Source organism: Pseudomonas sp. A-R-19, assembly GCF_019956575.1.
Lineage (GTDB): Bacteria > Pseudomonadota > Gammaproteobacteria > Pseudomonadales > Pseudomonadaceae > Aquipseudomonas.
Genome location: NZ_JAHBDR010000054.1, coordinates 12,865 through 24,774 on the forward strand (window position 1 = coordinate 12,865; position 11,910 = coordinate 24,774).

Below are 11,910 nucleotides of genomic sequence, written 5' to 3' on the forward strand. Positions count from 1 at the left end.
ATTCTCTATCCTCACTGAGCCGCGACGGCGGGCGTGTTGAGCAACACGATCGCAGCGGTCACCAGCATGTTGACGAGGGTCAGCGGCAAGCAGAACTTCCAGCTGAAATCCATCACTTGGTCATACCGTGGGCGCGGGATCGAAGCGCGCAACAGGATGAAGATCATGATGAAGAACGCGGTTTTCAGTGCGAACCAGATGAACGGGATCTGCGGCAGGATGCCGAAAGGACCGTGCCAGCCACCGAAGAACAAGGTCACCAGCAGCGCCGAGATCAGCACGATGCCGATGTACTCGCCGACGAAGAACATGCCCCATTTCATGCCGGCGTATTCAATGTGGTAACCGTCGGCCAGTTCCTGTTCCGCTTCCGGCTGGTCGAATGGGTGACGGTGAGTCACGGCCACGCCAGCGATGAAGAAGGTCAGGAAACCGAAGATCTGCGGAATGATGAACCACAGGTTCTGCGCCTGGTAATCAACGATGTCGCGCATGTTGAACGAGCCGACCTGGATCACGATGCCCATCAGCGACAGGCCCATGAACACTTCGTACGACACGGTTTGCGCCGAGGCCCGCAAGCTGCCCAGCAGGGCGAACTTGTTGTTACTCGACCAACCGGCGAACAACACCGCGTAGACCGACAGACCGGCCATGGCGAAGAAGAACAGGATGCCGATGTTCAGGTCCGCCACGCCCCAGGTCGGGGTGATCGGGATGATCGCGAAGGCAATCAGCAGGGCGCTCATGGCCACGACCGGTGCCAGGGTGAAGATCATCTTGTCGGCGAATGGAGGCGTCCAGTCTTCCTTGAAGAACATCTTGATCATGTCGGCGGCGATCTGGAACGCGCCGAACGGGCCGACGCGGTTCGGACCGTAACGGTCCTGCCAGAGGGCGAGCAGACGACGCTCGACCCAGCTCAGCAGTGCACCGCAGACCACCACGGCAAGCAGAATCACCACGGCCTTGAGGACCGCGATGATGATGTCGATCACTTCAGGAGTGAACCAGGTCATTGAGCTGCCTCCTGCAGACCGTCAACGGATTTACCGAAAATCGCTGGCGGAATGCCGGCGATGCCTGCAGGCAATGCCACCAGGCCCGCGCCCAGTTCTTCATTGATGCGCAGCGGCAGACGCAAGGTCTGGCCGGCCACGTTCAGGCTCAGCATGGCGCCGTCGTTGACACCCAGGCGGTCGGCTTCGGACTTGGCCAGTGCAACATAAGCAGCCGGAATGCGTTCCTGAACCGGAGCGGCTTTCGAAGAGTTCTCTTCGCTGCCGAGCAGGTGGAAGAACGGCACGGCCTGCCAGGTACCTGGAGCCGGGTTGAACGCACGCGGAGCGCTGGCGAACCAGTTCAGCGAGTCACCGGTGCTTTCGATCAGGCGGGTGCCCGGGTCGCCAGCGCGGATGTGACCACCGACTTCGTCCTGGAACTTGTTCCAGGCTTGCGGCGAGTTCCAGCCCGGAGACCAGGCGAACGGCACTTGCTGACGCGGTTCAACCGAACCCGAGTAACCTTCCATGGAGAAGGCGAACGCGGTGTCCTTGTCCTGCGGGGTACGCGGTTCGTGCACGCTGATGTCGGCGCGCATGGCGGTACGACCGGAGTAGCGCAGCGGCTCGCGGGCCAGTTTCATGCCCTTGATGCGGAACGCGGCGGACGGTGCGGCATCGACAATGCGATTGAGGATCGAAGTGCTGGAAGCGACGGCGGCGGTGACGTGGTCCAGTTGGGTCCAGTCGATCGGCTGGTTCAGCAAGGTCGCGCGCAGGGCATGCAGCCAGCGCCAGCCTTCGTGAACCAGGATGCTCGCGTCCATGTACTTCGGATCGAAGACCTGGAAGAAGCGCTGGGCACGGCCTTCCTGGCTGACCAGGGTGCCGTCGCCTTCAGCGAAGCTGGCGGCTGGCAGGACCAGGTGCGCGCGATCGCTGGTGGCGGTCTTCTGATGGTCGGCGACGATCAGCACTTTGGCGGCGGTCAGGGCAGCATCGACCTTGGCCTTGTCGGTACGGGTGTACAGGTCGTTTTCCAGCACGACGATGGCGTCGGCCTTACCGTCGATCACGGCTTGCAGCGCGGCGTCGACCGATTCACCACCGAGCATGGCCAGGCCGAGGCTGTTGGCCTCTGGCACGATCAGGCTGATGGAACCGTTCTTCTCGCGCAGCTTCAAGGCTTTGGCGATGTTCGCGGCGGCTTCGATCAAGGCTTTGGAGCCCAGGGAAGTACCGGCGATGATCAGCGGGCGCTTGGCTTTGATCAGGGCGTCGGCGATGCGCTTGGCCAGTTCGAGGGCTTCAGCGTCCAGGCCTTCAACGGCTGGAGCGCTGGCGTCGAGGGCGTGAGCCACGGCGAAACCGATGCGGGCCAGGTCGTCTGGAGCGGCGTGAACACATTCTTCGGCGATGTCGTCGAGCTTGGTTTCAGCCAGGCTGGCGATGAACAGCGGGTTCAGCGCGTGCTGGCCGATGTTCTTCACGGCGGCGTCGAGCCAAGGCTGGACGCGCATGGCGTCGGCCATGTCTTCAGCCTTGCCCTTGACCGATTGGCGCAGGGACAGGGCCATGCGTGCTGCAGTCTGGGTCAGGTCTTCACCGAGGACGAACACGGCGTCGTGGTCTTCGATGTCGCGCATGTTCGGCACTGGCAGCGGGCTGTCCTTGAGCACCTGCAGGACCAGGCGGATGCGTTCCAGTTCGGCAGCTTCGATACCCGAGTAGAAGTGCTCGGCGCCGACCAGTTCGCGCAACGCGTAGTTGCTTTCGAGGCTGGCGCGAGGCGAACCGATACCGACGATGTTGCGACCGCGCAGCAGGTCGGCGGCGTTATCCAGCGCTTCGTCGAGGCTCAGCTTGGTGCCATTGGCCAGCAACGGCTGACGCGGACGGTCTTCGCGGTTGACGTAGCCATAGCCGAAACGGCCACGGTCGCACAGGAAATACTGGTTCACCGAACCGTTGAAACGGTTTTCGATGCGACGCAGTTCGCCGTAACGTTCGCCCGGGGAGATGTTGCAACCGCTGGAGCAGCCATGGCAGATGCTCGGCGAGAACTGCATGTCCCACTTGCGGTTGTAGCGCTCGGAGTGAGTCTTGTCGGTGAACACACCGGTCGGGCAGACCTCGGTGAGGTTGCCGGAGAACTCGCTTTCCAGGGTGCCGTCTTCAACGCGACCGAAGTACACGTTGTCGTGGGCGCCGAATACACCGAGGTCGGTGCCGCCAGCGTAGTCTTTATAGAAGCGCACGCAGCGGTAGCAAGCGATGCAGCGGTTCATCTCGTGGGAAATGAACGGGCCCAGTTGCTGGTTCTGGTGAGTACGCTTGGTGAAACGGTAACGGCGCTCGTTGTGGCCGGTCATTACCGTCATGTCTTGCAGGTGGCAGTGACCGCCTTCTTCACAGACCGGGCAGTCGTGAGGGTGGTTGGTCATCAGCCATTCAACAACACTGGCGCGGAATGCCTTGGATTCTTCATCTTCGATGGAGATCCAGGTGCCGTCGGTGGCAGGCGTCATGCAAGACATGACGATACGACCACGGGTGTCGTTCTCGTCGGTGTACTGCTTGACCGCGCACTGGCGGCAAGCGCCAACGCTGCCCAGGGCAGGGTGCCAGCAGAAATAAGGGATATCGAGGCCTAGCGACAGACATGCCTGTAACAGGTTGTCTGCCCCATCGACTTCGAGCTCTTTGCCGTCTACGTGGATAGTGGCCATGGTTCAAAGTTCTTCGTTGGCCCGGTGTCAGCGGGCGTGGCTAATGGAATCTTGTTATCCGCGTGAATCAACACAGCCGTTAAAGGCGTCATCACACGAAAAGCGAAGGGCACGGACCCTTCGCCTTTTTTAAGCGTTTAAGCGCCGACTACGATCGGCCTTGCCAGAGGCGGGACGGCGGCGCTGACAGGCGCGATACCGGCTTCGAACTCATGGCGGAAGTATTTGATTGCGCTGCCCAACGGCTCCACGGCGCCCGGTGCGTGAGCACAGAAGGTCTTGCCCGGGCCGAGGAAGCCGACCAGACCCAGCAGGGTCTCGATGTCGCCTGGCTGACCCTCGCCGTTCTCGATGGCCATCAGCAGCTTGACGCTCCATGGCAAGCCATCGCGGCACGGGGTGCAGAAACCGCAGGATTCGCGGGCGAAGAACTGCTCCATGTTGCGCAGCAGGGACACCATGTTGACGCTGTCGTCCACCGCCATGGCCAGGCCGGTACCCATGCGGGTGCCCACTTTGGCGATGCCGCCGGCGTACATTTGTGCGTCCAGGTGCTCCGGCAACAGGAAGCCGGTACCGGCGCCGCCAGGCTGCCAGGCCTTGAGCTTGTAACCGTCGCGCATGCCGCCGGCGTAGTCTTCGAACAGCTCGCGAGCGGTGACGCCGAATGGCAGCTCCCACAGGCCCGGGTTCTTGACCTTGCCGGAGAAGCCCATGAGCTTGGTGCCCATGTCTTCGCTGCCTTCGCGAGCCAACGATTTGTACCAGTCCACGCCGTCGGCGATGATCGCCGGCACGTTGCACAGGGTTTCAACGTTGTTCACGCAAGTCGGCTTGCCCCACACGCCAACGGCGGCAGGGAAGGGCGGCTTGGAGCGCGGGTTGGCGCGGCGGCCTTCGAGGGAGTTGATCAACGCGGTTTCTTCACCGCAGATGTAACGCCCGGCACCGGTGTGCACGAACAGCTCGAAATCGAAGCCGCTGCCCAGGATGTTCTTGCCCAAAAGGCCAGCTGCCTTGGCTTCTTCCACGGCACGGTTCAAGTGCTTGGCAGCGGTGGTGTACTCGCCACGCAGGAAGATGTAGCCACGGTAGGTTTTCAGCGCGCGGGCACTGATCAGCATGCCTTCGATCAGCAGATGGGGCAGTTGCTCCATCAGCATGCGGTCCTTCCAGGTGTTCGGCTCCATTTCATCCGCGTTGCACAGCAGGTAGCGGATGTTGATGGATTCGTCCTTTGGCATCAGGCCCCACTTCACACCAGTGGGGAAGCCTGCACCGCCACGGCCCTTGAGGCCGGAATCTTTCACGGTCTGGACGATGTCGTCCTGAGCCATGTCGGCGAAGGCCTTGCGCGCAGCGGCGTACCCGTTCTTGGCCTGGTACTCGTCGAGCCATACGGCTTCGCCGTCGTCACGCAGACGCCAGGTGAGCGGGTGAGTCTCGGCCGAACGCTTGATGCGGTTGGCTGGACCGAAAGAAGTCAGGGTCATACGTAGCCCTCGAGCAATTTGGCAACGCCGGCTGGCTGCACATCACCGAATGTGTCGTCGTCGATCATCAACGCCGGCGCCTTGTCGCAGTTGCCGAGGCAGCAGACCGGCAGCAGGGTGAAACGACCGTCGGTGGTGGTCTGACCCAGGCCGATGCCGAGTTTGCTCTGGATTTCGCTGACCACGGACTCGTGGCCGCCGATGTAGCAGACCATGCTGTCGCAGACGCGAATGATGTGACGGCCGACCGGTTGACGGAAGATCTGGCTATAGAACGTCGCCACGCCTTCAACGTCGCTGGCCGGGATGCCGAGGATCTCGCCGATGGCGTACAGGGCGCCGTCCGGCACCCAGCCACGTTCCTTCTGGACGATCTTCAGGGCTTCGATCGACGCCGCGCGCGGGTCTTCGTAGTGATGCAGCTCGTGCTCGATGGCCGAGCGCTCGGTTTCACTCAAGGTGAAACGGTCTGTCTGGATAAGCGTGCTGTTCATGCTTAGCGGTCCACGTCGGCCATAACGAAATCGATACTACCCAGGTACGCAATCAAGTCCGCGACCATGCTGCCTTTGATCACCGAAGGGATCTGCTGCAGGTGCGGGAAGCTTGGGGTACGAATCCGGGTGCGGTAGCTCATGGTGCCGCCATCGCTCGTCAGGTAATAACTGTTGATGCCCTTGGTCGCTTCGATCATCTGGAAGGATTCGTTGGCCGGCATGACCGGGCCCCACGAAACTTGCAGGAAGTGCGTGATCAAGGTTTCGATGTGCTGCAGGGTGCGCTCTTTCGGCGGCGGCGTGGTCAGCGGGTGATCCGCCTTGTACGGGCCTTCCGGCATGTTGCGCAGGCACTGGTCGATGATCCTGATGCTCTGGCGCATCTCCTCGACACGCACGATGCAGCGGTCGTAGGCATCGCCATTGGCGGCCAGCGGCACTTCGAATTCGAAGTTCTCGTAACCCGAGTACGGGCGCGCTTTACGCAGGTCGAAATCGCAACCGGTCGAACGCAGGCCAGCACCGGTGACGCCCCATTCCAGGGCCTCTTTGGTGTTGTAGTCGGCGACGCCGATGGTCCGGCCACGCAGGATGCTGTTGTCCAGTGCGGCTTTCTGGTATTCGTCCAGACGCTTGGGCATCCACTCGACGAAGTCTTTAACCAGTTTTTCCCAGCCGCGTGGCAGGTCGTGGGCGACGCCACCGATGCGGTACCAGGCCGGGTGCAGGCGGAAACCGGTAATGGCTTCGATCACCGTGTACGCACGTTGGCGGTCGGTGAAGGTGAAGAACACCGGGGTCATGGCGCCGACGTCCTGGATGTAGGTGCCCAGGAACAGCAGGTGGCTGGTGATCCGGAAGAACTCGGCCATCATGATGCGGATGACGTCGACCTTCTCTGGCACCTTGATGCCGGCCAGCTTCTCGACCGAGAGCACGTACGGCAGGTTGTTCATCACGCCGCCGAGATAGTCGATACGGTCGGTGTACGGGATGAAGCTGTGCCAGGACTGACGCTCGGCCATCTTCTCGGCACCACGGTGGTGGTAACCGACGTCCGGTACGCAATCGACGATCTCTTCACCGTCCAGCTGCAGGATGATGCGGAACGCACCGTGCGCGGACGGGTGGTTCGGGCCGAGGTTGAGGAACATGTAGTCCTCGTTCGGGCCGGAACGCTTCATGCCCCAGTCTTCCGGCTTGAAGCGCGCGGACTCTTCTTCGAGCTGCTGCTTGGCCAGGTTCAGGGTGAACGGATCGAATTCGGTGGCGCGCGCCGGGAAATCCTTGCGCAGCGGGTGACCTTCCCAGGTCGGCGGCATCATGATGCGCGACAGGTGAGGGTGGCCTTTGAAGTCGATGCCGAACATGTCCCAGACTTCACGCTCGTACCAGTTGGCGTTCGGCCAGATGCTGGTGACGGTCGGCAAGCTGAGGTCGCTCTCGGACAAGGCGACCTTGATCATGACGTCACTATTACGTTCGATCGACATCAGGTGATAGAACACGGAGAAATCGACGCCGCTTGGCAGCCCTTGACGCTTGGTGCGCAGACGCTCGTCCACGCCGTGCAGGTCATAGAGCATGACGTACGGCTTGGGCAGGTTACGCAGGAAGCTCAGGACTTCGACGAGTTTGGCGCGGGCAACCCAAAGCACCGGCATGCCGGTGCGGGTAGCCTGGGCGGTGAACGCCTCCGGGCCAAAACGGTTGTTCAGTTCGACGACCACATCCTGGTCGTCTGCCTTGTAAGGCGGGATGTACAGAGCACTGCCTGTAGTCATGGTTATTTATCGCTTTCGGTCAACGTAAAGAATGAAGCCAGTGTCTCGTTCTATTAAAGAAGCAGATCTGGATCAGACTTCGTCGGGGCTGCGCAGGTTGGTGACTGCGATTCGCTGTTCGCGGCGCTTTTCCTTCTCGGAAGGCATCTCGGCGCGGTATACGCCTTGATCACCAACGACCCAGGAAAGCGGACGACGCTCCTGTCCAATCGACTCCTGCAACAGCATCAGGCCTTGCAGGAAAGCTTCAGGACGGGGCGGGCAGCCAGGCACGTAGACGTCCACGGGCAGGAACTTGTCCACCCCTTGAACGACGGAGTAGATGTCGTACATGCCACCGGAGTTGGCGCACGAACCCATGGAAATAACCCATTTAGGCTCGAGCATTTGCTCGTAGAGACGCTGGATGATCGGCGCCATCTTGATGAAGCAGGTACCGGCGATAACCATGAAATCCGCCTGACGCGGCGATGCCCGGATAACCTCGGCGCCAAAGCGCGCGATGTCGTGGGGCGCCGTGAAGGCGGTGGTCATTTCCACGTAGCAGCACGAAAGACCGAAGTTATACGGCCACAGGGAGTTCTTGCGCCCCCAGTTGATCGTGCCGTTAAGCACGTCTTCGAGCTTGCCCATGAAAATGTTTTTGTGGACTTGATCTTCTAACGGATCGGAAACGGTTTCCCGTTGGCCAATCGGATACTGCTCGTTAGGAGCATCGGGGTCGATCCTGGTGAGATTGTATTGCATTGCCAAAGCCTCATTGTTTCAGCTTCGCTTGCCGCTTGCGCCGAGCTTCCGGAGCCCAGTCAAGGGCGCCCACTCGGAATAGGTAGACAAGGCCTGCCAACAGAATTGCTATGAAAACGAGAGCTTCGACGAATCCGGTCCAGCCGCTTTCGCGGACGGACACAGACCATGCAAAGAGAAAGAGGGCTTCGATATCGAAGATCACGAAGAGCATCGCGACCAGATAGAATTTGGCTGAGAGCCGCAAGCGGGCGCCACCTGTAGGTAGCATGCCGGACTCGAACGGTTCGTTTTTGCTGCGGCCCCAGGCTTTTGACCCGAGGAGGCTGGAAACGCCCAGCATGAAGGCACAGAGGCCGACGACGCCTAGAAGGAAAATGGCAAAGCCCCAGTTGTGGGCCATGAGTCCTGTCGCTTCGGGCATGCTGGTAATCCTTAACAGAGAGCAAGGGTCTCTGAGCTTGAAAAGAAACAAAAGCAGTGACGATATGTCGCAGCAATCAATCCCGCTGATTTTATGGCTAAACACCCGGCAAGTAAAATTCCTATAGCGAAATTATTTATAGGAATAAGGACATAGCGCGCGTCAAAACCCCTGCAGGCCTTGCCCCTTGGGCATTAGCCGGCATTTCGTCAATTATGTTTTGTAAGGAATGTAACGAACATAGTTATAGCTAAATGATAATCAATATTGTTTGTCGTGGTTTTTAAACTGCTTATCCTTCGGATGCTCGGGAAGTTGTCTTATTTGTGCGTTACAGCAAGTAGCGGCGGTGAGCGTTTTAGTGGATTTTTCTGACGGCCGTACCGGTCTGGATCAATGATTTTCTCCCTCCACCACCGTCCCTTGTGGGAGCGAGCTTGCTCGCGAAAGCGTCGGGTCAGTCGACATCAATGCTCAATGATCAACCGCATTCGCGAGCAAGCCCGCTCCCACAGGGTTTTGTGGTGGTTGTTGAATCGCGCGCAAAAAAAACGCCCCGAACCAGGCGGTCGGGGCGTCAGATGTGCGGCGTTGCAGTTTCTAATCGGTCCGCAGCGGCCGTTGACTCAGGCGAAGCAGATCAGTGGAACTGTTCTTCTTCAGTCGAACCGGTCAGCGCGGTAACCGAAGACGAGCCACCCTGGATCACGGTGGTCATGTCGTCGAAGTAGCCGGTGCCCACTTCCTGCTGGTGAGCCACGAAGGTGTAGCCCTTGGAGGCGTCAGCGAATTCCTGCTCTTGCAGCTTCACGTAGGCAGTCATGTCGTTACGGGCGTAGTCGTGCGCCAGGTTGAACATGCTGTGCCACATGTTGTGAATGCCGGCCAGGGTGATGAACTGGTGCTTGTAGCCCATGGCGGACAGTTCGCGCTGGAACTTGGCGATGGTCGCGTCGTCCAGGTTTTTCTTCCAGTTGAAGGAAGGCGAGCAGTTGTACGACAGCAGTTGGTCCGGGTATTCCTTCTTGATCGCTTCAGCGAAGCGACGAGCCTCGTCCAGGTCTGGCTTGGCGGTTTCGCACCAGATCAGGTCGGCGTACGGAGCGTAGGCCAGGCCGCGAGCGATGGCCTGGTCGAGGCCGGCGCGCACTTTGTAGAAGCCTTCCTGGGTACGTTCGCCAGTCACGAATGGCTGGTCATACGGGTCGCAGTCAGACGTCAGCAGGTCAGCGGCGTTGGCGTCGGTACGGGCCAGGATGATGGTCGGAGTACCGGCGACGTCAGCTGCCAGACGAGCAGCGGTCAGCTTCTGTACGGCTTCCTGAGTAGGAACCAGTACTTTGCCGCCCATGTGGCCGCATTTCTTCACGGAAGCCAGTTGGTCTTCGAAGTGAACGCCGGCGGCGCCTGCCTCGATCATGCTCTTCATCAGCTCGTAAGCGTTCAGTACGCCGCCGAAACCGGCTTCAGCGTCAGCCACGATCGGCGCGAAGTAGTCGATGTAGCCAGCGTCGCCCGGGTTCTTGCCGGCTTTCCACTGGATCTGGTCGGCACGACGGAACGAGTTGTTGATGCGCTTGACCACGGTTGGAACCGAGTCCACCGGGTATAGCGACTGGTCCGGGTACATCGATTCGGCGGAGTTGTTGTCCGCAGCCACTTGCCAGCCCGACAGGTAGATCGCCTGGATACCGGCTTTGACTTGTTGAACAGCCTGGCCGCCGGTCAGGGCGCCCATGCAGTTGACGAAATCTTTCTCAGGACGGAAGGCTGGCTTGGCACCCTGGGTAACCAGGTTCCACAGCTTCTCGGCGCCCATTTTTGCAAAGGTGTGCTCTGGTTGAACCGAGCCACGCAGGCGGACGACGTCAGCAGCGGAGTAAGTGCGTGTCACGCCTTTCCAGCGCGGGTTTTCAGCCCAGTCTTTTTCGAGGGCTGCAATTTGCTGTTCGCGTGTCAGTGCCATGGGAGATAAACCTCGTCGCGTCTTTATGAAAAGTTGTTCTGCGGTGGAAAATTCCTGCGCTCGCTGACCAGAAGCTTTGATGGTCAAGTCGGATTCGGCGGGGAGGGCGACGGGATGAACGATGGCTCGAGGGGAAGTGAGCAGGTAAAGGCGAACTGCGGGCGCATTCGGGCGTCGTGGGCCTTGGTACGAACATCAGTGTGCTGCCGGGTTACCTAATTACGCTTCCGTCCCTCGGGACAACTTCGTTCCAGTCGACAACCTCGTCAAACACACCTTGTGGGCGGTACAGACACGAAGCGGTTCGCGGGGGTAGGTTGCGAACATCGCCTCGAAGGCCCTTGCCAGGGCCCCTGATTAGCGGGAGCGAGGCCATCATGCCTTCGCTTTTTTGGCTCGTCAAACGTTTTGTAGTGCTTTTTTTCAAGCACTACATCTTTGGTCTAATACGACTCGCCGGTCAGTTTTCGGTGGTTTAGTCCAGGGTGTCGACTTTCACCCGCAAAGTCATGTCGTTGCGGCCCTGGGTGGAGTAGCTGCGGGTCTGGCCCTGTTTGTCGGCCTGGGTCTGGCCATTCATCCCGGCCAGCAGGATCCACTCGCCGAGGTGGCCGGTGACAGTTGTGTCGGTACTTTGCACGTTCACTACATCGGGACGTTCCTGGCTCATGCGGTCACGGTTGGTACTGATCGACAGATGAACGATGTCGCCGGTGACATTTGCGGTGACGTAGAAACCCTGGGTGACGTTGCGGTATTGGGTTTCGCTGCTGTAGCCGCCGTAGGAATCGCTCTGGCTACTGGTGACCGGCACGCTCTGGCCGACCTGGATCAGCGCCGGGGTGCCTTCGCTGGCCTGGACCTGCTGGGTGCCGCCGTCACGGCTGGCGGTGCCGTAGTTGATGATGCGGGTCTGGCTGGGCTTGGCGCCATTCACCGAATAGCCCTGCTCACCCAGGCCGTTGCTGTCGCTGGTGTCGACGGTGATCAGCAGGCGCTTGGGGGCTGTATCGAGTTGCGAAAGAAGGGCTTTAAGTTCGTCGATCTTGCGTTGATCGGCGTTGACAATCAGTTGATTGCCATAGGCGCTGACCTGTCCGTCCTTGCCGATGAAGTCCTGCGCTACCGGCAGCAGGTCGGCGCTGGTGTGATACTTGAGGGGCACGATTTCTGTGGCTGCCATCACCGAAAAACTGCAGCAGAGCAGCAAGGTGGTGAGCAGGGTGCGTAGGGACATGTCCGTTATCTCCGCGTTCTGAAGCTTGATAT

The 11,910-nt window shown here is 60.0% G+C and carries 9 protein-coding genes; all 9 read right to left on the bottom strand.

The window, feature by feature from the left end; all coding sequences use genetic code 11:
* Window positions 1–11: 11 nt before the first annotated feature.
* Entirely contained in the window at window positions 12–1,019 is a 1,008-nt protein-coding gene (gene nuoH, locus KGA88_RS14580; protein ID WP_223592023.1) for an NADH-quinone oxidoreductase subunit NuoH, read from the bottom strand.
* On the bottom strand, window positions 1,016–3,730 hold the full coding sequence (nuoG, locus tag KGA88_RS14585) for an NADH-quinone oxidoreductase subunit NuoG (RefSeq protein ID WP_223592026.1): 2,715 nt from the start codon (window positions 3,728–3,730) through the stop codon (window positions 1,016–1,018). Before nuoG ends, nuoH begins: the two co-directional genes overlap by 4 nt.
* 137 nt (window positions 3,731–3,867) lie before the next feature.
* Window positions 3,868–5,223, bottom strand: a complete 1,356-nt coding sequence (gene nuoF / locus KGA88_RS14590) for an NADH-quinone oxidoreductase subunit NuoF (protein ID WP_046817163.1) — start codon at window positions 5,221–5,223, stop codon at window positions 3,868–3,870.
* Entirely contained in the window at window positions 5,220–5,717 is a 498-nt protein-coding gene (gene nuoE / locus KGA88_RS14595; protein ID WP_008053447.1) for an NADH-quinone oxidoreductase subunit NuoE, read from the bottom strand. Before nuoE ends, nuoF begins: the two co-directional genes overlap by 4 nt.
* 2 nt (window positions 5,718–5,719) lie before the next feature.
* Window positions 5,720–7,504 (bottom strand): NADH-quinone oxidoreductase subunit C/D, encoded by a 1,785-nt coding sequence (gene nuoC / locus KGA88_RS14600; RefSeq protein ID WP_223592028.1) that lies wholly within the window; start codon window positions 7,502–7,504, stop codon window positions 5,720–5,722.
* 72 nt (window positions 7,505–7,576) lie between these two features.
* Complete coding sequence (locus KGA88_RS14605; RefSeq protein WP_046037844.1) at window positions 7,577–8,251, bottom strand: NuoB/complex I 20 kDa subunit family protein; 675 nt, start codon at window positions 8,249–8,251, stop codon at window positions 7,577–7,579.
* Between the two features lie 10 nt (window positions 8,252–8,261).
* Window positions 8,262–8,675: an NADH-quinone oxidoreductase subunit A gene (locus KGA88_RS14610; protein WP_003223812.1), complete on the bottom strand. Its 414-nt coding sequence runs from the start codon at window positions 8,673–8,675 to the stop codon at window positions 8,262–8,264.
* Window positions 8,676–9,315: 640 nt separating this feature from the next.
* Window positions 9,316–10,641: an isocitrate lyase gene (gene aceA, locus KGA88_RS14620; protein WP_110662143.1), complete on the bottom strand. Its 1,326-nt coding sequence runs from the start codon at window positions 10,639–10,641 to the stop codon at window positions 9,316–9,318.
* 475 nt (window positions 10,642–11,116) lie between these two features.
* Complete coding sequence (locus KGA88_RS14625) at window positions 11,117–11,878, bottom strand: secretin N-terminal domain-containing protein (RefSeq protein WP_223592030.1); 762 nt, start codon at window positions 11,876–11,878, stop codon at window positions 11,117–11,119.
* Window positions 11,879–11,910: the final 32 nt, after the last annotated feature.